Source organism: Streptomyces sp. NPDC018964 (genome assembly GCF_044390325.1).
GTDB lineage: Bacteria > Actinomycetota > Actinomycetes > Streptomycetales > Streptomycetaceae > Streptomyces.
In genome coordinates this window covers 75,473-100,891 of record NZ_JBIRYZ010000024.1, presented here as the reverse complement: position 1 = coordinate 100,891, position 25,419 = coordinate 75,473, and the positions used below count along the sequence as shown (strand labels likewise).

General features: G+C 71.6%; 26 protein-coding genes. 4 read left to right on the top strand and 22 right to left on the bottom strand.

What is annotated here, in order from left to right:
* The 13 genes from ACH5AO_RS30175 to ACH5AO_RS30115 all read right to left on the bottom strand — a co-directional run bounded on the left by ACH5AO_RS30175 (position 1) and on the right by ACH5AO_RS30115 (position 8,648).
* Positions 1 to 474, bottom strand: a complete 474-nt coding sequence (locus tag ACH5AO_RS30175; protein ID WP_398930114.1) for a YraN family protein — start codon at positions 472 to 474, stop codon at positions 1 to 3.
* A 79-nt stretch (positions 475 to 553) separates the two neighbouring features.
* Positions 554 to 862, bottom strand: coding sequence for a DUF2469 domain-containing protein (locus tag ACH5AO_RS30170; protein WP_003965949.1), 309 nt, complete (start codon positions 860 to 862; stop codon positions 554 to 556).
* Between the two features lie 53 nt (positions 863 to 915).
* Positions 916 to 1,443: an NUDIX hydrolase gene (locus ACH5AO_RS30165; protein WP_398930112.1), complete on the bottom strand. Its 528-nt coding sequence runs from the start codon at positions 1,441 to 1,443 to the stop codon at positions 916 to 918.
* Positions 1,433 to 2,194 carry a signal peptidase I gene (gene lepB / locus ACH5AO_RS30160; protein ID WP_398930110.1) on the bottom strand — a complete coding sequence of 254 codons (762 nt, stop codon included), beginning with the start codon at positions 2,192 to 2,194 and terminating at the stop codon, positions 1,433 to 1,435. The genes ACH5AO_RS30165 and lepB (ACH5AO_RS30160) overlap by 11 nt, the downstream gene beginning before the upstream one ends.
* A 33-nt stretch (positions 2,195 to 2,227) precedes the next feature.
* A complete protein-coding gene (gene lepB, locus ACH5AO_RS30155; protein ID WP_398930108.1) occupies positions 2,228 to 3,217 on the bottom strand; it encodes a signal peptidase I in 990 nt (329 codons plus the stop codon).
* Positions 3,129 to 4,196 (bottom strand): signal peptidase I, encoded by a 1,068-nt coding sequence (gene lepB / locus ACH5AO_RS30150; protein ID WP_398930106.1) that lies wholly within the window; start codon positions 4,194 to 4,196, stop codon positions 3,129 to 3,131. The genes lepB (ACH5AO_RS30155) and lepB (ACH5AO_RS30150) overlap by 89 nt, the downstream gene beginning before the upstream one ends.
* A complete protein-coding gene (gene lepB / locus ACH5AO_RS30145; RefSeq protein WP_398930104.1) occupies positions 4,189 to 4,932 on the bottom strand; it encodes a signal peptidase I in 744 nt (247 codons plus the stop codon). The genes lepB (ACH5AO_RS30150) and lepB (ACH5AO_RS30145) overlap by 8 nt, the downstream gene beginning before the upstream one ends.
* 45 nt (positions 4,933 to 4,977) lie before the next feature.
* Entirely contained in the window at positions 4,978 to 5,328 is a 351-nt protein-coding gene (rplS, locus tag ACH5AO_RS30140) for a 50S ribosomal protein L19 (protein WP_030866123.1), read from the bottom strand.
* A gap of 133 nt (positions 5,329 to 5,461) precedes the next feature.
* Entirely contained in the window at positions 5,462 to 6,295 is an 834-nt protein-coding gene (gene trmD, locus ACH5AO_RS30135; RefSeq protein WP_398930176.1) for a tRNA (guanosine(37)-N1)-methyltransferase TrmD, read from the bottom strand.
* Positions 6,295 to 6,870: a ribosome maturation factor RimM gene (gene rimM / locus ACH5AO_RS30130; protein ID WP_398930102.1), complete on the bottom strand. Its 576-nt coding sequence runs from the start codon at positions 6,868 to 6,870 to the stop codon at positions 6,295 to 6,297. The genes trmD and rimM overlap by 1 nt, the downstream gene beginning before the upstream one ends.
* 109 nt (positions 6,871 to 6,979) lie before the next feature.
* A complete protein-coding gene (locus tag ACH5AO_RS30125) occupies positions 6,980 to 7,219 on the bottom strand; it encodes an RNA-binding protein (protein ID WP_005479813.1) in 240 nt (79 codons plus the stop codon).
* A gap of 2 nt (positions 7,220 to 7,221) precedes the next feature.
* Positions 7,222 to 7,641, bottom strand: a complete 420-nt coding sequence (rpsP, locus tag ACH5AO_RS30120) for a 30S ribosomal protein S16 (RefSeq protein ID WP_217128865.1) — start codon at positions 7,639 to 7,641, stop codon at positions 7,222 to 7,224.
* Between the two features lie 407 nt (positions 7,642 to 8,048).
* Complete coding sequence (locus ACH5AO_RS30115; RefSeq protein WP_030866134.1) at positions 8,049 to 8,648, bottom strand: hypothetical protein; 600 nt, start codon at positions 8,646 to 8,648, stop codon at positions 8,049 to 8,051.
* Positions 8,649 to 9,233: 585 nt separating this feature from the next.
* Here ACH5AO_RS30115 and ACH5AO_RS30110 point away from each other — a divergent pair.
* Positions 9,234 to 10,082, top strand: a complete 849-nt coding sequence (locus tag ACH5AO_RS30110; protein ID WP_398930100.1) for a methyltransferase domain-containing protein — start codon at positions 9,234 to 9,236, stop codon at positions 10,080 to 10,082.
* 59 nt (positions 10,083 to 10,141) lie between these two features.
* Here ACH5AO_RS30110 and ffh read toward each other — a convergent pair whose 3' ends face one another.
* The 5 genes from ffh to ACH5AO_RS30085 all read right to left on the bottom strand — a co-directional run bounded on the left by ffh (position 10,142) and on the right by ACH5AO_RS30085 (position 17,898).
* Positions 10,142 to 11,692 (bottom strand): signal recognition particle protein, encoded by a 1,551-nt coding sequence (gene ffh / locus ACH5AO_RS30105; protein ID WP_398930098.1) that lies wholly within the window; start codon positions 11,690 to 11,692, stop codon positions 10,142 to 10,144.
* 216 nt (positions 11,693 to 11,908) lie between these two features.
* On the bottom strand, positions 11,909 to 14,335 hold the full coding sequence (locus ACH5AO_RS30100) for a [protein-PII] uridylyltransferase (RefSeq protein WP_398930096.1): 2,427 nt from the start codon (positions 14,333 to 14,335) through the stop codon (positions 11,909 to 11,911).
* 43 nt (positions 14,336 to 14,378) lie between these two features.
* On the bottom strand, positions 14,379 to 14,717 hold the full coding sequence (locus tag ACH5AO_RS30095; protein WP_004924863.1) for a P-II family nitrogen regulator: 339 nt from the start codon (positions 14,715 to 14,717) through the stop codon (positions 14,379 to 14,381).
* A complete protein-coding gene (locus ACH5AO_RS30090) occupies positions 14,714 to 16,054 on the bottom strand; it encodes an ammonium transporter (protein ID WP_398930094.1) in 1,341 nt (446 codons plus the stop codon). The genes ACH5AO_RS30095 and ACH5AO_RS30090 overlap by 4 nt, the downstream gene beginning before the upstream one ends.
* A 347-nt stretch (positions 16,055 to 16,401) precedes the next feature.
* Positions 16,402 to 17,898, bottom strand: coding sequence for a hypothetical protein (locus ACH5AO_RS30085; protein WP_398930092.1), 1,497 nt, complete (start codon positions 17,896 to 17,898; stop codon positions 16,402 to 16,404).
* Positions 17,899 to 18,344: 446 nt separating this feature from the next.
* Here ACH5AO_RS30085 and ACH5AO_RS30080 point away from each other — a divergent pair, with 446 nt between their 5' ends.
* Both ACH5AO_RS30080 and ACH5AO_RS30075 read left to right on the top strand, forming a co-directional pair.
* Positions 18,345 to 19,010 (top strand): bifunctional DNA primase/polymerase, encoded by a 666-nt coding sequence (locus ACH5AO_RS30080; RefSeq protein ID WP_398211880.1) that lies wholly within the window; start codon positions 18,345 to 18,347, stop codon positions 19,008 to 19,010.
* Positions 19,011 to 19,412: 402 nt separating this feature from the next.
* Entirely contained in the window at positions 19,413 to 19,592 is a 180-nt protein-coding gene (locus ACH5AO_RS30075) for a hypothetical protein (protein ID WP_398930090.1), read from the top strand.
* Here ACH5AO_RS30075 and ACH5AO_RS30070 read toward each other — a convergent pair.
* Positions 19,589 to 20,533: a zinc-binding alcohol dehydrogenase family protein gene (locus ACH5AO_RS30070; RefSeq protein ID WP_398930088.1), complete on the bottom strand. Its 945-nt coding sequence runs from the start codon at positions 20,531 to 20,533 to the stop codon at positions 19,589 to 19,591. The genes ACH5AO_RS30075 and ACH5AO_RS30070 overlap by 4 nt on opposite strands.
* Before the next feature lie 2 nt (positions 20,534 to 20,535).
* The gene (locus tag ACH5AO_RS30065; RefSeq protein ID WP_398930086.1) at positions 20,536 to 21,207 is read right to left on the bottom strand and encodes an NADPH-dependent F420 reductase; all 672 of its coding nucleotides are present in this window, start codon (positions 21,205 to 21,207) and stop codon (positions 20,536 to 20,538) included.
* 78 nt (positions 21,208 to 21,285) lie between these two features.
* Here ACH5AO_RS30065 and ACH5AO_RS30060 point away from each other — a divergent pair, with 78 nt between their 5' ends.
* Positions 21,286 to 22,200, top strand: a complete 915-nt coding sequence (locus ACH5AO_RS30060; protein WP_398930084.1) for an AraC family transcriptional regulator — start codon at positions 21,286 to 21,288, stop codon at positions 22,198 to 22,200.
* Positions 22,201 to 22,543: 343 nt separating this feature from the next.
* Here the strand turns inward: ACH5AO_RS30060 and ftsY are convergent, their stop codons facing one another.
* Positions 22,544 to 23,746 carry a signal recognition particle-docking protein FtsY gene (gene ftsY, locus ACH5AO_RS30055; protein ID WP_398930082.1) on the bottom strand — a complete coding sequence of 401 codons (1,203 nt, stop codon included), beginning with the start codon at positions 23,744 to 23,746 and terminating at the stop codon, positions 22,544 to 22,546.
* Positions 23,747 to 23,947: 201 nt separating this feature from the next.
* The gene (locus tag ACH5AO_RS30050) at positions 23,948 to 25,366 is read right to left on the bottom strand and encodes a sugar porter family MFS transporter (RefSeq protein WP_398930080.1); all 1,419 of its coding nucleotides are present in this window, start codon (positions 25,364 to 25,366) and stop codon (positions 23,948 to 23,950) included.
* Between the last annotated feature and the right edge of the window lie 53 nt (positions 25,367 to 25,419).

The following is a 25,419-nucleotide window of genomic DNA, read 5'->3' as shown; positions in this document are numbered from 1 at the left end:
TCAGGCCACCCCCCGGACGTGCTCGACCACGGGTGCGCCGCGGGCCGGCAGCAGCACGCCGACCAGGTCGATGCGGACCCCGCCGGGCGGCGCTCCCCCGTGCTCCCGGAGCCAGCGTTCGGCGAGGTCCCGCAGGCGGTCGGCCTTGGCGGGCGTGACCGCCTCCATGGGGTGCTGGAAGGATCCCGCCCTGCGGGTCTTCACCTCGCAGACGACCAGGGCGTCCCCGTCCCGGGCCACGATGTCGATCTCACCGGTCCTGCCGCAGCGCCAGTTGCGCTGCAGGACCGTCATCCCGCACTGGGTGAGCCGCCGCGCGGCCAGTGTCTCGCCGTACCTGCCGAGTGCACTGCGCGCCCGATGTGCGTTCTGCGCGTTCTGCGCGTTCTGCGCGCCCTGCACGTTCTGTGCGTTCCGCGCACTCTGTGTGTTCTGTGCGTTCATGTCGGCACCACCTCCGGCGCCAACGGTCACGCATCCCGTCCGACGGAGTGGATCTTGGTGCAGAACTCGGCGACTGTGGACAACCCCGTCACCCGCACGAGTGCGCCGGTCACCCGCCCGGCAGCTCCAGATCGCTCTTGTTGAGCTCCTCGATGTTCACGTCCTTGAACGTCAGGACGCGCACCTGCTTCACGAACCGGGCCGGCCGGTACATGTCCCAGACCCAGGCGTCCGCCATCGACACCTCGAAGAAGACCTCGCCCTGAACCGAGTGCACCTGCATCTCGTAGTCGTTGGTGAGATAGAAACGCCGCTCGGTCTCGATCACGTATTTGAACAGACCGACGACATCGCGGTACTCCCGGTAGAGCTTGAGCTCCATCTCGGTCTCGTACTTCTCGAGGTCCTCGGCGCTCATGGCATGTTCCCCTTCAGCCGTGCGATCCCACCATTGTGCGCCAGCCCCGGGAGTCACTGGACGATTTCGGTGTCCAGGGTCACGGGCCCGGCCGGGGGGCCTTCGTCGAGCAGCGTGCGCAGCAGCTCGGCGAGTCTGGTCGGATACACCGTCTCATGCGCCCGGGCGAGTTCCGGGCACGTCCACCAGCGTGCTCCGGTGACACTGCGCCGCTCCAGCTCGGTCAGCGCCGTGGCCGCGACCTCGGTCCGGGTGGTGCGGGCGAGGTAGTACCACTCGTCCTGGTCCCAGCGGCGGCCGGCGAACGGGAAGGAGCACCTCCGCCGCCACAGCACCGGGCCGAGCTCGACCTCGGTGATGCCGGTCTCCTCGGCGAGTTCCCGCAGGGCGGCCTGTTCACGGGTCTCGTCGCCCTCCACGCCACCGCCGGGCGTGAACCACCAGTCGTCGGCCGGATCGTCCAGTTCATGGCCGTGCAGCAGCAGGATGCGGTCCCGCGGGTCGAGCAGGACGACCCGGGCGACCCTGCGCGGTCCGCCCGTGCAGGAGTCCTCGGACGCCGGGACGGGCTCAGCGGACACCGGCGGTCCCCGCGTCGGCGCGGGTCCGGGACGCGCCCGCCCGCTTGGCGACGGGGCCGTACGCGGCCCCGCCGAGGATCAGCACGGCACCGGCGATCACCAGCGCGACGACGGTCCTGAACGGCCCCGGCGAGGAGAGCGCACCGAGCTGCTCGAAGCCGGTGGGCGCCTCGAGCATGCCGTTCATCGGCCAGACCACGGCGTCGACCCTGGCCTGGACCGCGTCACGGGAAACGGTGCCGCCGGCGGCGTCGGTCAGATGGGCCGTGGAGTCCAGCGACCCGGAGCGCTCGTCACCGAGCAGGAACAGGCGTCCCTCCGGCACGGTCACCTCAGGAATGGCACCGAACTCGGCCGCCGTGCCCCCGGCGAGGTACGGCTCGTCGATCTCCTTGCCGTTGACCTCCAGCTTGCCGTCCCGGCAGCAGGAGACCGTGTCACCGCCAACGGCGACCACCCGCTTCACCATGGGCAGGTCCGACCACGTCGTGTCCGTGAAGACGACCACGTCACCACGGCGGACGTCGGCGCCGTCGATGCGCTCGGCCAGCACCCGGTCACCGGCGCCGATCGTCGGCTCCATCGACGGGGTGGGCACGGTGTACGGCCGGTACAGCACCGCTCCCCAGACGAATCCGCCGAGGAACAGCACCATGCCCAGGGCCACGGCCAGCCCGGACAGACGCTGTCCGGCCCCGCTGCCCGGGCTCCTGGTGCCAGGGACCGTACGCGTCGTGCTCTGACCACTCATGGGCGGCACCCTACCCGGCGGTACCGGACCGGGTCAGCCCTCCCGGCGGCCCTCTCCGGCCCCGTACCGCCGGCGCCGCCAGAGCACCAGCGGCACCACGCCCGCGAGCGCGAGTGTCTGGGGCGCGGCCGTCAGGACCGCGGCGGACGACGGTCCCGCGGCCAGACCGGGCTGGTCGAAGGTGTCCGGGACGGGCAGGTTGGTCCAGCGGTTGACCGGCCAGGCGATGACGACGGCGCGGCCGACGACCTCGTCCACGGGGACCATGCCGTGGTTCTTGTCGCCCTGGTTGTAGCGGGAGTCCCGGGAGTTCTGCCGGTGGTCGCCCATGACCCAGATGCGGCCCTCGGGGACCTTCACCTTGAACTGGCCGCCCTGTTCGTCCTGGCTGCACGGGGTGTTGCCGGGGTACACGTACGGCTCGTCCAGCGCCGTGCCGTTGACCTTCAGCGGGCCGGTGCCCTTGCACTCGATCGTGTCGCCGCCGACCCCGATGACCCGCTTGATCAGGTCCTTCTCCTCCGCGGACGGCATCAGGCCGATCCAGCTGAGGGCCTTCTGCAGGAGGTTCGGGTCGGGCGTCGGCTCGCCGGCCAGCCAGTTGTCGGGGTCGTGGAAGACGACGACCTCACCGCGCTCGGGCTCGGAGCCGAACCAGGGGGTGAGCTTGTCGACGAGCACCCGGTCGCCCTGCTGGAGGGTGTTCTGCATCGAGTCGGAGGGGATGGAGAACGCCTGCACCAGGAACGTCTTGATGAGCAGCGCCAGCACCAGCGCGATGCCGATCAGGATCGGCAGTTCCTTCCAGAAGGAGCGGGGCCGCTGCGTCTGGGGGGTGCCGTCGCCCGAACCGCCTCGCGCCGTGGGGGGCTGATCGTCCCCGGGTCCGTCGCCGCCACCCGCCGGGGAGCCGTTCCCGGAGGTCACGAAGTCGTCAGCCGCCGGACCCGTCGCTCCCACGGGACGCCCGCGGTGTTCCTCGCCCTCGCGCCCGGACCGTGCGCCAACCGCCGCATCCCCCACGCCAACTCCTCACTCTCTGCCGCCGCCCGCGCCATGCCCGGCGCAGGCCCACCACTCCCATAACGAGCGGGAGTTCCGCAGGGCTCGGGAGCTGGACCATTCCATCGGGATCGTCCGGGGCAACCCTATGCGACAGCGGGGCGGCAGCGGTCGACCCGGACGCCGAGTCCGACACGGACGCGTAGGCCGTCGGCTCCTCCAGCGTGCTCCAGTGGCCGAGCGGCCAGGCGATGACCACGGCCCGGCCCACCACCTCGTCCTCGGAGACGGTGCCACCGTAGTCGGTGTCCTGGTGGGAGCGGGAGTCGGCGGAGTTCGCGCGGTGGTCGCCCATCACCCACAGCCGCCCCTCGGGGACGGTGACGTCGAACGGGGTCGTGGACGGGGCGTTGCCGGGATACAGGTAGTCCTCGTCGAGGGGAACGCCGTTGACCGTGACCCGGCCCTGCTTGTCGCAGCACTGGACGCGATCGCCACCGACGCCGACGACCCGCTTGATGAGGTCCTTCTCGTTCTCGGACGGCAGCAGTCCGATGAAGGTGAGCCCGTCCTTGATCTGCTTGATCCCGACGGGGTCGTCCTTCTGCGGCGCGGTCCCCTCGTCCTGGAGCCAGCCGCCGGGGTCCTTGAACACGACCACGTCCCCGCGCTGCGGCTTGGAGCCGAACCACGGGGTGAGCTTGTCGACCAGCACCCGGTCGCCGATCTGGATCGTCTGCTCCATGGAGCCGGACGGGATGACGAAGGCCTGGACGAGGAACGTCTTCAGCACCAGCGCTATCACGACGGCGACCCCCACGAGGAGGGGGATCTCCTTGACGGCGCTGCGCCTGCGGCGCCGCTTGACCTTGCGCTGGAGCTTGCGCCGTTCGGCCCGGCTGCGTCCGGGTGCCGGCCCGGACGCGCGGCGGGAGCCGGTGGGCAGCAGGTTCTCCGCGGCACTGTCCGGGACACCGCGCGGTTTGCCGCGGTTACCCATGGGTGCCCTCCGTCGCGTTCGTCGCCGGGGCGGGCACCCGCGCGTAGGCGTCGGGCCGGTGCAGCCGGGTGGCGCGGCCGAAGGGCCAGACGATCCCGTCGGCGCGGCCGATCACGTTGCCGACGGGGATCATGCCGCCGCCGGGCGAGCCGAGGTGGTCACGGGAGTCGCTCGAATCGCCGCGGTGGTCCCCGAGGACGAACAGGCGCCCGTCGGGCACGACGACGTCGAAGGGGACCGTGGAGGGGCTGTCGCCGGGGAACAGGAAGCCCGACTCGTCGACCGACCGGCCGTTCACCCGGAGCCTCCCCTCCCCGTCACAGCAGACCACGTGGTCCCCGCCCGTCCCGACGACCCGTTTGACGTAGTCGGCGTCACCGAAATAGCCGGTGCCGTCGAACACGATCACGTCGCCGCGCTGCGGCCCGGCGCCGAAACGGTATGCCAACTTGTTCACGAGCACGCGGTCCCCGACCCTCAATCCGTGTTCCATCGATCCGCTGGGGATCTGGAACGGTCGCGCCACGAACGTGTTCAGCGCCAGCAGGAACAGCAGACAGAGCAACAGGGTCAGGGTAATCCGCCCGCCGGGCAGCCATCGCGTGAGGCGCGACACCGAACGCGACACCAAAGCGGAGCGCGACCGCTCCTCCGGCCCCGCCGTCCCCGAGGTGTTCTCGGGTCCGGCCGGGGGGAGGGAGCGGTCGCGCTCCGTCGGCTGTGCTTCGGTGTCCATCGGGGCCAGATGCTATCCGGCCGCGATATGACGCCGGTAAAGCGCTCAGCTGTCGCGCTTCTCCTTGATCTTCGCCGCCTTGCCGCGCAGCTCGCGCAGGTAGTACAGCTTGGCGCGACGGACGTCACCGCGGGTGACGAGCTCGATCTTCTCCACGATCGGGGTGTGCACCGGGAAGGTGCGCTCGACGCCGACGGAGAAGGAGACCTTGCGGACCGTGAAGGTCTCGCGCACGCCGGCGCCCTGGCGGCGGATGACCACGCCCTTGAACTGCTGCACACGGGAGCGGTTGCCCTCGATGACGCGCACGTGGACGTTCACGGTGTCGCCGGGACGGAAGGCGGGGACGTCGCTGCGCAGCGACGCGGAGTCGACGGAGTCGAGCAGGTGAGACATTTCGTCTGCTTTCTTCGCTGATGCCGCAGGTCATCAACGGCAACTAGAGGCTGGGATCGATGCCGTGCGGTTCGGGACGGGCGTCGTGTCCCCCTGCGGCAGGGGCGCACGCCGGACGACGCACAGCAGCGGCCTATTCTTCCACGTCGCCGGTCCTGCGCCAAAATCGGCCGTACGGCTCTCCGGCGGGATCCGGTTCCCAGCCCAGGACGGACAGCGTCTCGCGGTCCTTCTTGTCGAACGCCCCGGGTTCGCAGCGCTCGATGAGGTCGGGCCGGTTGGCGGTGGTCCGGCGCAGCGCCTCGTCGCGCCGCCAGCGGGCGATCTTCCCGTGGTGGCCGCTGAGCAGCACGTCCGGGATGCCGCGCCCGCGCCACCGCGGCGGCTTGGTGTGGACGGGGCCCTCCAGGAGGCTCGCCATGGCCCCGGGCGCGAAGGAGTCGTCGCGGTGCGACTCGGCGTTGCCGAGGACGCCGGGGAGCAGCCGCGCGACGGCCTCCGTGACGACGAGGACCGCGGCCTCGCCGCCGGCCAGTACGTAGTCGCCGATGGACACCTCGTACACGGGCATCCGGGTGGCGTACTCGTCGATGACGCGGCGGTCGATGCCCTCGTAGCGGGCCGGGGTGAAGACCAGCCAGGGGCGCTCGGAGAGCCGGACGGCGAGTTCCTGGGTGAAGGGGCGGCCGCTGGGGGTGGGGACGATCAGGGCCGGCTCGCGGGAGCCGGTCTCGTAGCCGTCCGCCAGGACCGAGTCGAGCGCGTCGCCCCACGGCTCGGTCTTCATGACCATGCCGGGTCCACCGCCGTACGGGGTGTCGTCGACGGTGTTGTGCCGGTCGTAGGTCCAGTCGCGCAGGTCGTGCACGTGCACGTCCAGCTGTCCGCGTGCGCGTGCCTTGCCCACGAGGGAGACGTTCAGCGGTTCGAGGTACTCCGGGAAGATCGTGACGACGTCGAGCCGCATCACGCCTCGTCTCCGGAGTCCTGGGACGAGGCACTGTGCCCACCGGCGGCTTCGTCGGGGGCCGCGTGGTCGTCGATCAGGCCCGGCGGCGGGTCGATGACCGCGCGCTGCTCCTCCAGGTCGATCTCGGTGACGATCTCCTCGACGAACGGCACGTACACCTCGGTGCCGTCGGGGCGCTCGACCACGAAGAGGTCCTGGGTGGGCAGGTGCGAGATCTCGGTGATCCGGCCGACCTGCTCGCCGTCCTTCGTGACGACGTCGAGGTCGATCAGCTGGTGGTCGTAGTACTCGTCCTCGTCCTCGGGCCGCTCGTCCGGGTCAACGTCGGCGATGAGGAGGGTGTTGCGCAGGGCCTCGGCGGCGTTGCGGTCGCGGACGCCCTCGAAGCGCAGCAGGAGGCGGCCGCTGTGGACGCGGCCGGTCTCGATGGTGAGCGGCCCGGCGGAGGCGGGGTCGGTGGTCAGGACGGCGCCGGGCCCGAGCCTCAGCTCCGGTTCGTCGGTGCGGACCTCCACGGTGACCTCGCCCTTGATGCCATGGGCGCGGCCGATGCGCGCGACTACCAGCTGCACTGTGCTTGATCTCCTGTCGAACTGCGGCGAGCCGCCCACGGCTCGTACGACTGCGGGCCGGGGACGGCCCAGTGGCCTTCCCCGGCCCGAGCCGGTACTGCGTTCGGCGTCAGCGGACGTGGTCCACGTCGACGAGGTCGACGCGGACACCGCGGCCGCCGATGGCGCCCACGACGGTACGCAGAGCGCGTGCGGTGCGGCCGTTGCGGCCGATCACCTTGCCGAGGTCGTCCGGGTGGACCCGGACCTCGAGCACCCGCCCACGGCGCAGGTCACGCGAGGCGACCTGCACATCGTCAGGGTTGTCGACGATGCCCTTCACGAGGTGCTCGAGAGCCTCCTCGAGCATGCTCAGGCCTCGGTCGACGCGGACTCGGCGGCGGCCTCGTCCTTCTTCTCAGCCTTCTTCTTCTGGGTGATGGCCTCACCCTTGCCCTCGTCCTCGCCACCGAGCGCCTCGAAGGACGGGCGAGCAGGCTTCTCGGCCTGCTGCAGCAGCGGAGCCGGGGCGGGCTCGCCCTTGAACTTCTGCCAGTCGCCGGTCTTCTTCAGGATGGCGAGCACGGGCTCGGTCGGCTGGGCGCCGACGCCGAGCCAGTACGCCACGCGCTCGCCGTCGACCTCGATCACCGACGGGTTGTACGTCGGGTGGTACTTGCCGATCTCCTCGATGGCCCGGCCGTCACGGCGGGTACGGGAGTCGGCGACGACGATGCGGTAGTGAGGCGAACGGATCTTGCCCAGACGCTTCAGCTTGATCTTGACTGCCACGGGAGTGGGTTCTCCTGAATTTGACGTGGTTGGGCACGGCGGGATGTGCCGCGTGGGGTTGCGGTACCCGAGTGCCCGATGGACGCGTCAGCCGGAGGAGAGAGGGGTCCTGTGCGACTGTCGAGTACAGCTAGCCATTGTGCCACACCCCGCGGGGCGCGTTCGGCGGGGGGTGAGCGTGCTTCGGGGACACCCGGCGGTGGCGCGTACCGGGAGGAGGTCGCGACGGCCCGGCGCTCGCGGGGTGCCTCCCCTGAAGGAGACACCCCGACGCCCCGGAGGGGGCACGCCGGCACCCTGGAGGTGCCCCCGGGCCCTCGAGGCCCCGGGGAAGGCACGATCGCCCGCAGGGGCGGCGCGCACGACGGCGCCCCGTGTCTCCGGCACCCACGAGATGCCGGAGACGGTCAGCTCGCCGCCGCCACCACTTCCGGGATCCGGAAGGGTTTCCCGCAGCCGCCGCAGACGATGGGGGCCTGGGCGAGGACCGAGGGAACGACGCGGACGTTGCGGCCGCAGTCGCAGACGGCCTTGACGCGGACACCGCCCCCGGAGGAGCCGTGCCGGGCGGCCGGACCGCGGAAGCTGCGGGCCGTGTCGCCCGCGGTCGCCGCGGAGTGGGCCTTCAGGGCGCGCTGGAGGCGTTCCGTCGTCGGACGGTAGCGGCGCTTCGCCTCCGGGGTGAGCGTGACCAGCGAGAAGCCGCTGCTGGGATGCGGTTCCTCGGGGTGGTCCAGGCCCAGTTCCTCGGCGATCGCGAGGAATCTGCGGTTGTGGTATCGGCCGGCGCGGGATGTGTCGCGTACGCCGCGCGCGGCGGCGACGCCGTGGACTGCCTCGTGCAGCAGTCGTTCGAAGGAGAGTTCGTGACCGCACGCGGACGACGACTCCCCGATCAGGGACTCGGGCGCGGCAAGATCGGGCAGCTCGGGGTGGTACCGCTGAATGTCGGCCCACGCCTGCGCCAGTTCTGCGGCGAGAACAGGTGGTGTCTGTGTCGTGCTCACGTAACGACAACGAGCCTGGGTGTCCCTGTGTTCCGATTCCGGGGCATCCCAAATAATTTGCACGTACCCGTCAGTTGCCGCTGATGCGTCCTGACGAGTACGGGTGCGCTGATCTGCGGAGAAGCCTCGCAGCTCGCCTCAAGGTGGTGCGTAGGCTGACGTACGCCCCCGCGCGTAAGCGGTCTCGGCGCGCCGGTGCGTGTGGGGCTCGCGGATGCGCAAGAGGCGTTTCGGTCGCTCTCGCGGCGACGCGACGTCCGGCTCGGCGGACATGCCACGGGCGCGACGTTACCGGGTCCTCCCCCGCCTCCGCGCACCGACCCGCCACAAGCCGCTCCGGGCTTCGTCGACCTTGGCCGGAATCGGCGTACGGGTGCCTTCGTCATGGCGGATCAGCCGGACCGGGATTACCGGAATGTGAATTCTTGCCACTGGCACGAGCCGACTGCCGACCGTCGCCGCATTCCACTGGACGACACGACGAGGGCGGAGTTTCCTGGCATACGGGGGGTGTGCGGGGCGCACTGTACGGGGGCCAGGGAATCGGGCACTGCGGCAACTCTCGGCTGATTGGGGCGCTTACCTATGACACCTACGCTCGTGCGGCAGCACCCGCCTCGTACGGGGACCGTCCCCCGTGTGGACCCGCGCGCACGCGCGCGTGACTGGTCCGAGATCCAGGAGCGGATGCTCGTACCGCTCTACGAGGCCGTCTACGAGCGACTGGACGTGGGACCCGCGACACGGCTGCTCGGCCTCGGCTGCGGTTCCGGGCTGGCCCTGCTGATGGCGGCCTCGCGCGGCGCCACGGTCACCGGTGTCGACACCTGTGCCGACCGGCTGACCCTCGCGCGGGAGCGGTTGCTGCCCGACGAGCGGGACGCACGCGCGCGTGACGACACCCGGATCGTGCACGGCACGCCCGCACAGGCCGCGCGCACGGACACGTACACCGTGGTGACCGCCTTCGAGCCGATCGGCTGCCTGGCGGGCGACGCGGAGAGGCTGGACGACCTGCTCGCCGAGGCGGTGCCGCTCGCCGGCCGTGGAGCGGCCGTGGTGCTGGCCGGCTGGGGGCCGCCGGAGCGGTGCGCCACGGCGTCCGTGCTCCGGGTGGCCACCGAACTGGCGGAGCCGCTGCGCGGCGCGGGCAGCTGGCGCCCCACGGACCGCGACGACCTGGAGCGGGTCGCCGCGCGGGCGGGGCTGCGGCCGGACGGCTCCGGGCGGGTGGCCTGCCCCTTCGGCTACGCCGACGCGGACAGCGCGGTACGGGGGCTGAAGTCGACCGGGCTGTTCGACCCGGCGGTCACGGCCACGGACCAGGCGCAGGTCGACAAGGAGCTGGCGGAGGCCCTGCACCCGTACCGGCGGCAGGACGGGACCGTGTGGATGCCGAACGTGTTCCGGTACCTCGTCGCGCGCGTTCCCTGAGACACGCCACCGGGGCGCCCCCACGATGGGGGGACGCCCCGGTGCCGCACGACGGGCTCTCAGCCCATGAACTTCTTGAACTCGTCGGGCAGCTCGAAGTCCTTGCCGCCCTGCTGCGGCAGACCGAAGGCGCCCGCGCCCTCCGCGGCGGCGGCGCGGCGCGCGGCCTCTTCCTGCTCCTGCTGCTTGCGCTTCATCGGGTTGCCGGAGCGCTGCTTGCCCTTGGCCTGCTTCTGCTTCTTCTTCTGCCGGCCCGGACCGCCGCCCATGCCCGGCATCCCGGGCATCCCGGGCATGCCGCCGCCCTGGGCCATGCGGGACATCATCTTGCGGGCCTCGAAGAACCGCTCGACCAGATTCTTCACCGCGCTGACCTCGACACCGGAACCCTTGGCGATACGAGCGCGGCGCGAGCCGTTGATGATCGTCGGTTCCTGGCGCTCGGCCGGGGTCATCGACTTGATGATCGCGGCGGTGCGGTCGACGTCCCGCTCGTCCAGGTTGTTGATCTGGTCCTTGATCTGGCCCATGCCGGGCAGCATCCCGAGCAGCTTCGAGATGGAGCCCATTTTCCTGACCTGCTCCATCTGGGCCAGGAAGTCGTCCAGGGTGAAGTCCTGGCCCTTCTTCGACGCCAGCTTGGAGGCCATCTTCTCGGCCTCTTCCTGGCTGAACGTCTTCTCCGCCTGCTCGATCAGGGTGAGCAGGTCACCCATGTCGAGGATGCGGGAGGCCATCCGGTCCGGGTGGAAGGCGTCGAAGTCGTCGAGCTTCTCGCCGTTGGAGGCGAACATGATCGGCTTGCCGGTGACCTGCCGGATCGACAGCGCCGCACCACCGCGCGCGTCACCGTCGAGCTTGGACAGCACCACGCCGTCGAAGCCGACGCCGTCGCGGAACGCCTCGGCGGTGTTGACCGCGTCCTGACCGATCATCGCGTCGACGACGAACAGGATCTCGTCAGGGCTGACGGCGTCCCTGATGTCCGCGGCCTGCTGCATCATCTCCTGGTCGATGCCCAGGCGGCCGGCGGTGTCCACGATCACGATGTCGTGGACCTTGGTCTTCGCGAAGTCGATCGAGTCCTTGGCGACCTTCACCGGGTCGCCCACGCCGTTGCCCGGCTCGGGCGCGTAGACGGCGACGCCCGCGCGCTCGGCGACGACGCTGAGCTGGTTGACGGCGTTGGGGCGCTGGAGGTCGGCGGCGACCAGCACCGGCGAGTGGCCCTGCTCCTTCAGCCAGCGGCCGAGCTTGCCCGCGAGGGTGGTCTTACCGGCACCCTGCAGACCCGCCAGCATGATCACGGTGGGGGGCTGCTTGGCGAAGCGCAGGCGGCGGGTCTCGCCGCCGAGAATGGTGACCAGTTCGTCATTGACGATCTTGAGCACCTGCTGCGCCGGGTTCAGCGCCTTGGAGACCTCGGCGCCGAGCGACCTTTCCTTCACGTTCTTGATGAAGGCCCGGACGACGGGCAAGGCCACGTCCGCTTCAAGGAGGGCAATGCGGATCTCACGCGCCGTGGCGTCGATGTCCGCTTCGCTCAGCCGGCCTTTTCCGCGGAGATTTTTGAAGGTCGCGCTGAGGCGGTCGGAGAGAGTATCGAACACGGCGGCGTCGGTCCTCAGGGTCGGAGTCGGTACGGGCTGCCCTCCAGGGTATCCGGACCGGCAAGCAAATCGTCCCCTCCACCGACGTCGGTGGAGGGGACGCACACCCCGCTTCAGCGGGGACCACGCATTGCGCACCTCAGCGCCAAGGGCGCGTTCCGGACCACCCCCGCGACGGCGGGGACCACCCGATCAACGCATGGAACGACCGCAAGGTCACGCCCTCAATGTCTCCTCCAGTTTCCGCGCCACCGCCACCGCCTCCTCGGTGGGAAGCGACGTGCCGTCGAAACCGGTGACGTAGAAGGCGTCCACCGCGTTCGCCCCCAGTGTGCTCACGTGCGCGCTCCGCACCCGTACCGCCGCGTCCTCCAGTGCCCGCCCGATCCGGAACAGCAGCCCCGGCGCGTCCTGCGCGCGGACCTCCATCACGGTGGCGTGCCGGGAGGCGGCCGGGGCGACCGTCACGCGCGGCGGCGGGGCGATCACGCCCCTGCGGCGCGGGTAGGCGGCGTCCCGTTCGGCGAGGCGGGCGGCGATGTCCAGGCTGCCGTCGAGGGCGCGTACGAGGTCCGCGCGGAGCCGGGCGGCCTGGGGCAGGGAGCCGTACTCGGCGGCGACCCGCCAGTCCAGCAGCAGCACGGAGCCGTCCACGCCGTCCGGGAGGTCCACCGCCCGCAGCTCCGCGGTCCGCACGGTCAGCCGGTGCAGGGCGAGCACCCCGGCCACGGCGGGCAGCACGCCCGCCTGGTCGGGTACGGCGATGCGCAGTTCCACGCCCAGCGGTTCGGGGTCGCCGGAGGGCTCGGCGGGCGGCTCGGTCTGGGCCCGCAGGGACAGCACGGGCGCGCCCGTGGCGACGGCCTCGATCGCGAGGCGCTCCTGTTCCGCGGTGGGCGCGGCCTCCTCGGGCCCGTCCGGGGCGTCTCCGGAGAGCACGGCGGAGACCCGTTCGACCAGGTTCGTGACGAGCGAGGCGCGCCAGGACGACCAGGCGGCCGGCCCGGTGGCGAGGGCGTCCGCCTCGGTGAGGGCGTGCAGCAGTTCGAGGGTGCCCTGGGTGCCGACGGCCTCCGCCACCGCGCGCACCGTGGCGGGGTCCTCCAGGTCGCGCCGGGTGGCGGTCTCGACGAGCAGCAGATGGTGGCGTACGAGGGTGGCGATCACGGTGACGTCGTCGGCGTCGAAGCCGATGCGGGCGGCCACGTCCCGGGCGATGACCTCGCCGGCCACCGAGTGGTCGCCGGGCCAGCCCTTGCCGATGTCGTGCAGCAGCGCGGCGACCAGCAGCAGGTCGGGGCGGCTGACGCGGCGGGTGAACGCGGAGGCGCGCACGGCGGTCTCGATGAGGTGCCGGTCGACGGTCCACAGGTGCACGGCGTTGCGCTGTGGGCGGCAGCGCACCCGGTCCCAGTCCGGCAGCAGCAGGCTGACCAGGCCCTCCGCCTCCAGTGCCTCCCAGACCTCGACGGTGGGGCGGCCGGAGCCCAGCAGGGTCACGAGCTGTTCCCGTGCCTCGGCGGGCCAGGGCGTGGTCAGGGGGCGTGCGCCGGTGGCCATGCGCCGTGCGGCGTGCAGGGAGAGCGGGAGCCCGGCCTGGGCGGCGGCGGCCGCGGCGCGCAGGGGAAGCACGGGGTCGCGTTCGGGGCGTGCCGCGCGGGCGAGCACCACCTCGCCGTCCTGCTCCACGACCCCTTCGGCCAGCGGGGAACGCTCGGGTGCCGGTTTCCCGCCGCTCCACATGGCGCGCAGTCGGGGCCGCACCGCGCGGGAGCGCAGGACGCGGCCGACTTCGCGCCAGGTGACGTCACCGGCGTAGGCGATGACCCGCGCGGCCTCGTAGACCTGCCGCAGCAGCGCGTCCGCGTCGAGCACGCCCAGTTCGGCCGCGACCTGGTCCTGTTCCTGGAGCGCGAGCCGGTCGGTGGCGCGCCCGGTCGTCAGGTGCAGGGCGTCCCGTACGTCGAGGAGCCGGCGGCGGGCGTCGGCGAGGCCCTCGCGTGGGGCGTCGGCGAGCCAGGAGGCGGCCACGGCGCGCAGCGCGGTGGCGTCGCGCAGTCCGCCGCGGGCCTCCTTGAGGTCGGGTTCCAGGAGGTACTGCAGTTCGCCCTGGCGTTCGGCGCGTTCCTCGCACAGCTCCCGCAGGGCGGGGAGGCGTTTCGGCGCCTGGTTGCGCCAGTCGGCGAGGACCGCCGTGCGCAGGGCGGTGGTGAGGCCGAGGTCGCCGGCGACGTGCCGGGCGTCCAGGAGTCCGAGCTGCACTTTGAGGTCCTCGCCCGCGGTCTTGCGGGCCTCGGCCGGGGTGCGGACGGAGTGGTCGAGGGCGAGGCCCAGGTCCCAGACGGGGTACCAGAGGCGGTCCGCGAGGGCGGCGACCGCCTCGGGGTCGCCGCCGTCGTGCAGCAGGAGGAGGTCGAGGTCGCTGCGCGGGGACAGTTCCGCGCGCCCGTAGCCGCCCACGGCGACCAGGGACACCCCGCGCGCCCCCTGCGCGCCCGCGGCGAACAGCCCGCCGAGCCAGTCGTCGGTGAGGTCCGCGAGGGCGGCACGGCGCGGCGGCCCGGACCGCGCCTCCTCGGTGAGAAGGTGCAGCCGGGCCGCCGCGTAGCCGCTGGGTCCCGAGTCCGCTGTCCCGTTGTCCATGTCCGTCCCCGTCACCCGGCGGCTCCTATTCCGTTCGCCTGCCTCAGAGCGCGTCCGGACCGCGCTCGCCGGTCCGTACCCGTACGGCCGTCTCGACCGGGACCGACCAGACCTTGCCGTCGCCGATCTTGCCGGTGCGGGCCGCCTTGACCACGACGTCGATGAGCTGCTCGGCGTCGTCGTCCTCGACGAGCACCTCGATGCGGATCTTGGGCACCAGGTCGACGGTGTACTCGGCGCCGCGGTAGACCTCGGTGTGGCCGCGCTGGCGGCCGTAGCCGCTGGCCTCGGTGACGGTCAGGCCGTGTACTCCGAAGGCCTGCAGGGCCTCCTTGATCTCGTCGAGCCGGTGCGGCTTGACGACGGCGGTGATGAGCTTCATGCGTCCACCTTCTTGCTCTCGGCCGGGGCGACGGGGGCGGTGACGGCGGTGCGGGCCGCGCCGCCGCCGGCGCCGCTGAAGTCGTATGCGGTCTCGGCGTGCTCGGCCTGGTCGATGCCGGCCACCTCGTCGTCCTCGGAGACTCGCATACCGATGGTCTTGTCCAGGAGGAAGGCCAGGACCGCGGAGACGACCAGGGAGTAGGCGAGGACGCCGAAGACGCCGGCGCACTGCTTCCAGAACTGGTCCAGGCCTCCGCCGTAGAAGAGGCCCGCGACGTCGGACTGGCCCTTGCCGGTGGCGAAGAAGCCGATGAGCAGGGAGCCGAGGATGCCGCCGACGAGGTGCACGCCGACGACGTCGAGGGAGTCGTCGTAGCCGAACTTGTACTTGAGGCCGACGGCCATGGCGCACAGCACACCGGCGATGACGCCGACGGCGATCGCGCCGAGCGGGGAGACCGCGCCGCCGGCCGGGGTGATGGCGACCAGGCCGGAGACCGCGCCGGAGGCGGCGCCCAGCGTGGTGAAGGCGCCGTGGCGGATCTTCTCGTAGGCGAGCCAGCCGAGGACGGCGGCGCCGGTGGCGACCTGGGTGTTGACGAACATCAGCGCGCCGACGCCGTCGTCGTTGCCGAGCCAGGAGCCGGCGTTGAAGCCGAACCAGCCGAACCACAGCAGGCCCGCGCCGAGCATGACCAGCGGGAGGCTGTGCGGGCGCATCGGGTCCTTCTTGAAGCCGACGCGCTTGCCGATCACCAGGATCACACCGAGCGCGGCGGCACCGGCGTTGATGTGGACCGCCGTACCGCCGGCGAAGTCGATGACGCCGAGTTCGAAGGCCCAGCCGCCGGCGCCCCAGACCCAGTGCGCGACCGGGAAGTAGACGATCGTGGCCCACAGGGCGATGAACAGCGCCCACGCGGTGAACTTCACGCGGTCCGCGAGGGCACCGCTGATCAGCGCGGGGGTGAGGACGGCGAACATCAGCTGGAAGACCAGGAAGACGAAGACGGGGATGGTGTAGCCGTCCCAGAGTTCGGTGAGGCCGATGTCGCTCAGTCCGACCCAGTCGGAGTTCCAGCCGATGACGCTGCCGGAGTCGGCGCCGAACGCCATGGAGAAGCCGTACAGCACCCACAGGACGGTGACGATGCCGAGGCTGATGAAGCTCATCATCAGCATGTTCAGGGTGCTCTTGACGCGGACCATGCCTCCGTAGAAGAAGGCGAGACCCGGGGTCATGAGCATCACCAGGGCGGAACAGATGAGCATGAACCCTGTGTTGGCGGCGGACAGCGTGGGCGCGTCTGCGGCCAGGGTGATGGCTGGTGCCATCGGCGTCTCCTCGTCGTTGGTACGGCCCCGTGCGGGCGAAGCCTTGAGCGGATTGAGGGGTGGGCCGGTTATGCGCCATGAGATTGGCGCAGCGCCGTTTCGGTGGGAGCCCCTCGTTGTTTCGCCGCCGTGACGAAGGCGCCTGGCGTGTTACGGGTCGGTGAACTGCCGGATCCGGGGCGCGCCGATCGTTATCGTGGCGCAACCTTCGGTGTACGGCGGTGAGTCGTGGCCGGGCGGACACGCGACCGGCCGCGGCCGGCCTCCGAATGACCTGGCGTGGGGGAGCCGAGTCGGGCGGTTCGGGAGGGCCTGCCGCGGCCGGGGCCAGCGGTACCTCGGGAGTGTCAGACCGCGTCCGCGGTCTCGGGCAGCTCGATCGCGAGCCGCTCGCTGAGCTCGACGACTTCGGCGAGGTCCCCGAAGTCGCGCACGGCGGTGTCGACCGTCTTTCGGATACGAGTGTTGACGCGCTCGGAACGGACCTTCTTGGCCGCCTTGATGGCGTCGGTGGCGAGAACCGCGCTCTGCTCGGGCTCGCTCTGCAGCAGGTGGACGGTGGCCATGCCGATCAGGTTGAGGGCGTAGGAGCGCTGGTGCTCGCCGCCCTCCTTGCCGAACAGCTCCACGGCCCGCCGCATCAGCGGCTCGGCGAGCGAGGCGTAGGTGGGGCTGCGGCCGGCGACGTAGGCGAGGTCGCGGAAGGAGTGGGCGTTCTCCGCGTACAGCTCGGCCTCGGAGAAGAAGCCGATCCAGTCGGCGTCGGGCTCGTCCCACTCGTCGGCCTCGGCGAAGGTGTCCTCGGCCATCCGCACCGCCCGCTTGCAGCGGCCGGGCTGGCCCATGTTGGCGTAGGCGCGGGCCTCCATCGCATACAGCATCGACTGGGTGCGCGGGCTGGCGCAGTCCCGGCTGCCGTACTGCGCGAGGTGGATCAGCTCCAGGGCGTCCTCGGGCCGGCCGAGGTGGATCATCTGCCGGCTCATGCTGGACAGCACGTACGAGCCGAGCGGCCGGTCACCGGCCTCCTTGGCGGCGTGCAGGGCGAGCACGAAGTACTTCTGCGCGGTGGGCTGGAGCCCGACGTCGTACGACATCCAGCCGGCCAGCTCGGCGAGTTCGGCGGCGACCTTGAACAGGCGCCGGGTGGTGGCCTCGGGCTGGGGTTCCTGGAGGAGGTCGGTCACCTCGTGCAGCTGTCCGACGACCGCCTTGCGGCGCAGGCCGCCGCCGCACTGGGCGTCCCACTGCCGGAACATCACGGTGGTGGTCTCCAGCAGGTCCAGCTCCGGCTTGGACAGCCGGCCGCGGGCGCGCGCGGAGGAGGACACCGGGTCGGCCTCGGGCCGCGGCAGCGGGACGGACGGGGAGGGGACGAGCCAGCGCTGCATGGGCTCGATGAGGGACGGGCCCGCGGAGAGGGCCAGCGAGCTCCCGAGGAAGCCGCGCCGCGCCAGCATCAGGTCGCTGCGCGAGAACTCGCTGAGCAGGGCCACGGTCTGCGGGCCCGTCCAGGGCAGGTCGACGCCGGTCGCGGAGGGTGCCGGGCGGGTGGTGCGCAGGCCCAGGTCCTCGACGGAGACGACGACGCCGAAGCGTTCGGAGAACAATTCGGACAGGATTCTGGGGATCGGCTCGCGCGGGTTCTCGCCGTCCAGCCAGCGGCGCACGCGCGAGGTGTCGGTGGAGATGTGGTTGGCGCCCAGCCGACGTGCCCGGCGGTTGACCTGGCGGGCGAGCTCGCCCTTGGACCAGCCGCTGCGGACGAACCACGACGCGAGCAGCTCGTTCGGGCGTTTCTCCGCACTCGCAGCGCTCGTCCCGCCACCGTCGTTGCCGCTCACTGGAACGCCCCCATCCCTGAAGACCACTTGTCGCCGAGTGCGTCAAGCCCTATCAGAATGCCGGTTGTCGGGGCCGCCCGTCCGATGATTGTCACCCTTCGAACGGAAAGCCGCGTTGCCTCCGGCATACCCGCGAGTGCATGTGCCCCAAGAAGCCGTGCACACAAAGTAACCCTATGATCACTCGCCCCACCATGGCGGAACCGCAATCGCCACCATTCGCCACCCCTTCGAATGAACTCACCGTTGCCATCTCGCGATTCACTTGACACGGGACAACCAAAAGCGGGTGCAGCGGTGCATCGAGGGGCGCGCATTGCCTGACTCACCACCCCGGGCGCTTCGGGGCGCCGGTTGAGTGGAGCGGCACCGGGAAGCTGGAAACAGGGAGTCACATACCGCGTTCGGTGCGTGACCACCGGTATGTCGGACCCGTTGGAGGGGGCATGGGCTTCACGATCGGCATCAGTCGGGGCATCCGCGACATCCGGTCCGGTTCGCGTCGCCGGAGCCGCTCCTCGGACGGCACCGTCGTGGCGGAATACACCGGGCTGTGGGGCTGGGAGGTGGTGCCGGGTGTCCGGGCCGCCGCGGGCGCCTGCTCCTGCGGCCGCGCCGACTGCCGGGCTCCGGGCGCGCATCCGCTGGACCGCGCGCCGGTGATCCGCGCCGGGGCCCCGCTGGACGAGGTGACCGCGATCTGGTCGGAGTTCCCGGGGGCCTCGCTGATGCTGCCGGTCGGGCGGGCGTTCGACGTGATCGAGGTCGCGGAGGCCGCCGGACGGCACGCCCTGGCCCGGCTGGAGCGCATGGGTCTGCCGGTCGGGCCGGTCGCCGCCACCCCGGACGGCCGCGCCCACTTCTTCGTCGCCCCCGGTGCCGCCGCCGCGCTGCCCGAGCTGCTCTACCGCATGGGCTGGGACGATCCGGCCGCCCTGGACCTGCACGGCCTCGGGCCCGGCACGCACATCACGGCACCGCCGTCCGACCGGGGCGACCTGGGCCCGGTGCGCTGGCTCCGCTCCCCCGCCCTGGACTCGGCGTCCCGCCCGCCGGAGGCCCGCCTGCTCCTGGGCACGCTGGCGTACGTGGCGCACCGGTCGGGCGCCTAGCCGAGGCACCGGGGGCAGGCACGACCGCCCGCGGGAACGGCGACGAACAGCCGTGTGCGGTACCGAGGGGCGGGGTGGCCGCCGTACGGCTGGTGCTCCAGCAGCGGTTCGTGTCCTGAGCCGGCGACTGCCGTTGCCCCGGCACGGGGTTGTCCCGGCATGGAGGGGACGATCGAAGCCGGTTGCCTGGCTGTGGAGCCGGAAGCGGTGTTCGAGCGGATGGCGAGCCGGTTCGGTCAGGCGGATCCGCGGTGGCGGATGCGAAACCACGTGCGGGGCCTGCCGGGCCCGGCGGCAAGGAAGAACGGCCGACGGCCCGTGGAACGGCAGGCCACCGCACCCCGGACGGCTTCCAGCGGCTGCCGGACAGCAGCGTCCGTGAGGCGGATGCCCTGCTTGACGATGTCCGTGATCACGTCGGTGAGCGTCTCGGCCCGGACCGGGCTTCTGATCACCGGCGACACCGGGTTCGTCGAGGAGGGCATCGCGTCGGCGAGGGCGGGCCGGCCCCCGGCGCTCGAGGCCACCCGGCGCGACGCCACGACGCCACAGGCCGGCAGCGACGCGGGCCGGGGGGCCTAGAGCGGTGTGAACACGATGCGCTTACCGCTGTCGGCCGGGCGCGACCATGCGCGTTCGACGTCGCGCAGCGGTACGGGGTCGGGCTCCACGGCGAAGGTGCCACGGACTGCCTCGGCGGCCACGGCGGGGATCTCGGACGCCATTTCGGCACCGCTCAGCGATCCCTGGCCACTGCCGATGAGCCGCAGCCTCGACGATCGCAGCGCTCCGGCCGGCAGTGCGGCCCGCGCGCCGGCCATCTCGCCGAGGTTCACCCAGGCAAGCGGGCGGCCGAGGTCGGCGCGCCCGGCGACCAGGGCGGCCATCGCCGTGGCGGCCGGTTCGCCCCAGAGGAAGTCGAGCACCACGTCGACCTCGGAGCCGAGCCGGCCGATCGTCTCCGGAGCGCCGGTCAGGGCGGTCGCGGTGGCACCGGGGATCGCGGCGAGGCGCTCGGGATCGCGTCCCACGGCGATCACCTGGCCGGCCCCGAGCAGTCGGCACACCTCCACCGCCATGCGCCCGGTGCCGCCAGTGGCACCGACGACCATGACGTTCTGCCCCCGTTCGAAGGTGATCCGCCGCTTGAGCGCCAGCCAGGAGGCGATCACACAGTTCAGCGTCGCGGCCACCGACACCGGGTCCGAGCCGTCGGGCAGGACGACGCTGCGCCGGGTGTCGATCACCGCGCGCTGGGCCATCGAGCCGTACCGGCCGGCGAGGGACATGAAGTACCAGAGCCTGCCGTCGCCGCCGCGCCCCACGCCGTCGATGCCGGGCACAAGGGGCAAGGTCTCGCGCGAGCTGGTGTAGTGCGATCCGCCGGCCTGCATCCGGACCCGGGGGTGCAGGCCGGCGGCCAGCACGTCGACCGGGATCTCGTGCTCGTTCGCCGGCTGCGGCTCGGCACATTCCCGGTACTGCGGTGCCTTGCCGTACGCGGTGACCACCGCTGCCTTCATCGTCACCTCACCTCGTCGAGAAGGGCCGCGAGGTCGGCTGAGGTGGCCGGGCGGCCGGGGGCGGAGAACATGCCGTCCGGGTCCAGGAAGGCGAGCTGCGCGGGGGTGCCGGGCGCGAAGCGGCGGCTTTCGGCAAGTGGTCCCACGTCGTAGGCGTCGTAGCCGAGCGAGTCGATCAGGTCGACGACCACCGTCTTGGCCGCGGCGTCGTCGCCGGCGATGGGCACGGCGCTGCGGTCGGGTGCGCCGGCCGGGCGTGCGAGGTCCGCCAGGTGCTTGAAGAACACGGTGGTGAACGCCCTGACGACGGACGAATCCCTCAGGTGCGCCTGGAGCAGGAGGTGGGGCAAGGTGTCACCGGCTTCGATCTCCGGGACGCTGCCCTGGCGAGCCGGGTCGTAGTTGAGCGTGTCGAGGACGACCTTGCCGCGCAGCGGCTCGGCCGGCACCTGCCGGTAGGCCCGGACCGGGACGGCCACCACGACGACGTCACCCGCGGCGGCGGCCTCGGCCGGAGCCGCCGCGCGGGCCCGGGATCCCAGCCGTGCGACGAGCTCTCGCAAGGTCTCCGGCCCGCGGCTGTTGCTCAGGACGACGTCATGTCCGGCGCCGACTGCCAACCGCGCGAGCGCACTACCGATATTTCCACTGCCGATGAAGCCGATCGTTGTCATGATCCGAACCTAAACGGGCGATGCCGTACGTTCTATGCTTGAAAGCCCGTGTTTTGTTCGCGATCGTCCGGAGACCTGATGGATCCGCTGAGCGAGGTGCTCTCCCTCCTGAAGCCGCGCAGCTACATCACGGCCGGGTTCGACGCCGGTGGCCCGTGGGCGCTGGAACTCGACGACCTGGCCGGCCGGATCAAGTGCTACGCCGTCGTCAAGGGCTCCTGCTGGCTGACGCTCGAAGGCGGCACACCGGTGCGGGTCCAGGAGGGCGCCTGCTTCGTGCTGCCCACCGGTCGCGACGCCGTCATAGGCAGCGACCCGGACATCGAACCGGCGCGGGCGTCCGACGTGCTCGAACCCGACCGCAGCGGCCAGGTGGTCACTTACAACGGCGGCGGCGACGTCTATCTGGTCGGCAGCCGCTTCGAGGTCGACGGCCCGCACTCCGAGGTGCTTCTGCGCACCCTGCCGCCTCTCATGCTGGTCGAGACCCTCGGCGACCGTGCCAGGCTGCGCCGGTCCATCGACCTCATGATGGAGGAATTCCGTGAGGCACGGCCCGGCTCGGCCCTGATGGCACAGCACCTGGCCCACATGATGCTGGTCCAGGCCCTGCGCCTGTACCTGTCCACACGCTCGCACGACGACGTCGGCTGGTTCGCCGCCCTCGCGGATCCGCGGATGAGCGCGGCCCTCTCCGCGGTGCACGCCGACCCGGCCCACCCGTGGACCGTGCGGGAACTCGCCGCGCTCACCGGCATGTCCCGCTCCACCTTCGCCGAACGCTTCCGTGCCCGTGCCGGCGAGACGCCCATCGCCTACCTCACCCGCTGGCGCATGATGCTCGCCGGCGAAAGACTCCGTCACGGTGACGACACCATCGCCCGAATCGCGAGCTCCCTGGGCTACGAATCCGAGCACGCCTTCAACACCGCCTTCAAACGCGTCATGGGCATGCCGCCTCGACGCTACGCCCGCTCCACCTCGCTCGCATGAGCACCGTCCGCGGGGTCGGTGAGGATGCCGCCCCGGCCGTGCTCCGGCCGGCTCGGCCGTCCGGCCGGCCTTCTCGGCGCCCACCGGTTCGCCGCCGTCCTCGCCGGCGTGCCTCCGCCTGCCGGGCAGGGGGCCTGGAAGAGGTTCCCGGGGGCGGCGCGGACGGGCACGACGGCGTCCCGCGGGCGCCGGGCCGCGCGAACGCTCCCGGCCCGCACCTGCGCCGGGCGCCCGTGCGCCGGGAGCCGCACACCCCCGGACACGGCGAAGCGCCCGTCCCCTGGTCTGCTCGGGGGCGGGCGCTTCTTCGCGTCTGCCGGATCCGTCTGACGGAATCAGGGCCTCACTCCCCGATAAGGGCATCCACGAACGCCTCCGGTTCGAACGGCGCCAGATCGTCCGCGCCCTCGCCGAGCCCGATCAGCTTGACCGGTACGCCCAGCTCGCGCTGCACGGCGATCACGATGCCGCCCTTGGCCGTACCGTCCAGCTTGGTGAGCACGATGCCGGTGATGTCGACGACCTCGGCGAACACCCGCGCCTGTACCAGGCCGTTCTGCCCGGTGGTGGCGTCGAGCACGAGCAGCACTTCGTCCAGCGGGGCCTGCTTCTCCACGACCCGCTTGACCTTGCCGAGCTCGTCCATCAAGCCGGTCTTGGTGTGCAGCCGCCCCGCGGTGTCGATGAGCACGGCGTCGGCGGCCATCTCCTTGCCCTCCTTGACCGCGTCGAACGCGACGGAGGCGGGGTCACCACCCTCCGGGCCGCGCACGGTGTGGGCGCCGACCCGCTCGCCCCAGGTCTGCAGCTGGTCGGCGGCGGCGGCACGGAAGGTGTCGGCGGCGCCGAGCACGACGGTGTTGCCGTCGGCGACCAGGACACGGGCGAGCTTGCCGGTGGTGGTGGTCTTGCCGGTGCCGTTGACGCCGACGACCATCACGATGCCGGGGCCGCCGGCCGCGTTCTCGGTGTGCACGGTGCGGTCCATCTGGGGACCGACCAGCGTGATCAGCTCCTCGCGGAGCAATCCGCGCAGCTCCTCGGGGGTGCGGGTGCCGAGCACCTTCACGCGCTCGCGCAGCCGCTCGACCAGCTCCTGGGTGGGCTGCACACCGACGTCGGCGGTGAGCAGGGTGTCCTCGATCTCCTCCCAGGTGTCCTCGTCGAGGTGCTCGCGGGACAGCAGGACGAGCAGGCCCTTGCCCAGGGCGTTCTGCGAACGGGAGAGACGGGCCCGCAGCCGGACCAGACGGCCGGCGGTGGGCTCCGGGATCTCGATCTCGGGAGCCTCGGCGGCGGGCGGTTCCTCGATGACGACGGGACCCGCGCCCGCCGGAAGATCAACCTCCTCTATGGTGCGCCGCGGTTCCTCCCGCGGCGTCTCGGCCTCTTCGCCGACGTGCGGTTCGGCCGGAGGGGCGGTGATGTCGGGCGCGGCGGGCGGCGGCGGGGGCAGCGGCTTCTTGCGCCGGCTGCCGACGATGAGCCCGCCGAGCGCGCCGAGCACGACCACGGCGATGACTACAGCAAGGATGACGATGTCCATAACAGCCCCAGTATGGCGTGACCTCCCACGAGGCCGTTCGTTCTACGCGCGGGGTCCGCGGAGGCGCGCCCGGCACCCTGTCCCGGGGAGAACACGCCGCCGCCCTCGCCCGGGTGACCCGGGCGAGGGCGGCGGTGAGGGGACGAGGAGAGGGACAGCGGGGACTTGGGTCCTTCTCCCCGGACTCGGGGGGCCGTCGGCTCAGCCCATCTCCTCCAGCCTCTTGCCCTTCGTCTCCTTCACGAACTTCAGCACGAACGGGATGGAGAGCGCGGCGAAGACCGTGTAGATCACGTAGGTGAGCGACAGGTTCCAGTCGGCCAGCGAGGGGAAGCTGGCGGTGATGGCCCAGTTGGCGACCCACTGTGCGGCGGCGGCGACGCCGAGGGCGGCGGCGCGGATGCGGTTGGGGAACATCTCGCCGAGCATGACCCAGACGACCACGCCCCAGGACAGGGCGAAGAAGAGGACGAAGAGGTGGGCGGCGATCAGGGCGACCCAGCCCTGGGTGGCGGGCAACTGTCCGTCGACGAGGTCGGCGGAGAAGGCCCAGGCTTCCAGCGCCAGGCCGATCACCATGCCGACGGAGCCGATGACCGCCAGCGGCTTGCGGCCGATGCGGTCGACGAAGATCATCGCGATGACGGTGCCGACGATGTTGATGATCGAGGTGGTGAAGGAGTAGAGGAAGGAGTCCGTCGGGTCGACGCCGACCGACTGCCACAGCGTCGAGGAGTAGTAGAACGCGACGTTGATGCCGACGAACTGCTGGAACACCGACAGGCCGATGCCGATCCAGACGATCGGCTTGAAGAAGAAGCCGCCGCCGAGCAGGTCCTTGAAGCTGGACTTGTCCTCGCGGTGCATCGCCGACTCGATCTCGGTGACGCGGGCGGTCAGGTCGATGTCCGTGCCCTCGACCTCTTCGAGGATCTGCCGGGCGCGTTCGTGCTTGCCCACCGAGATCAGGTAGCGGGGGGACTCGGGGATGGCGAAGGAGAGCAGGCCGTAGAGGACGGCCGGGATCACCATGACGCCGAGCATGACCTGCCAGGCCTCCAGGCCCATCAGCTCGCCGCGCTGGTCGCCGTCGGCGGCGTTGAGGATGCCCCAGTTGACCAGCTGCGAGACGGCGATGCCGACGACGATCGCGGCCTGCTGGAAGGAGCCGAGCCGGCCGCGGTAGGCGGGCGGGGCGACCTCGGCGATGTAGGCCGGGCCGATCACGGAGGCCATGCCGATGGCGAAGCCGCCGACGACCCGCCACAACGCGAGGTCCCACAGGGCGAAGGGCAGCGCGGAGCCGACGGCGCTGAGGGTGAACAGGACCGCGGCGATCTGCATGCACCGGATGCGGCCGATGCGGTCGGCTATCCGGCCGGCGGTCGCCGCACCGATCGCGCAGCCGATCAGGGCGACGGCGATGACCTGCGCGAGCGCGGCGGAGCCGATGTCGTAACGGTCACGAATGGCCTCGACGGCACCGTTGATCACGGAACTGTCGTAGCCGAAGAGGAAACCGCCCATCGCGGCCGCCGCCGCGATGAAGACGACATGCCCGAGATGTTCGGGTTGAGCCGCCCGGGCTCCTGACTTCTGTGCCTGCGCTGTGCTGGTCACGTGTACTCCTCGGGCCACCGGCAACGCCGCCGGATGGGGGTCAGCCCTTCGAG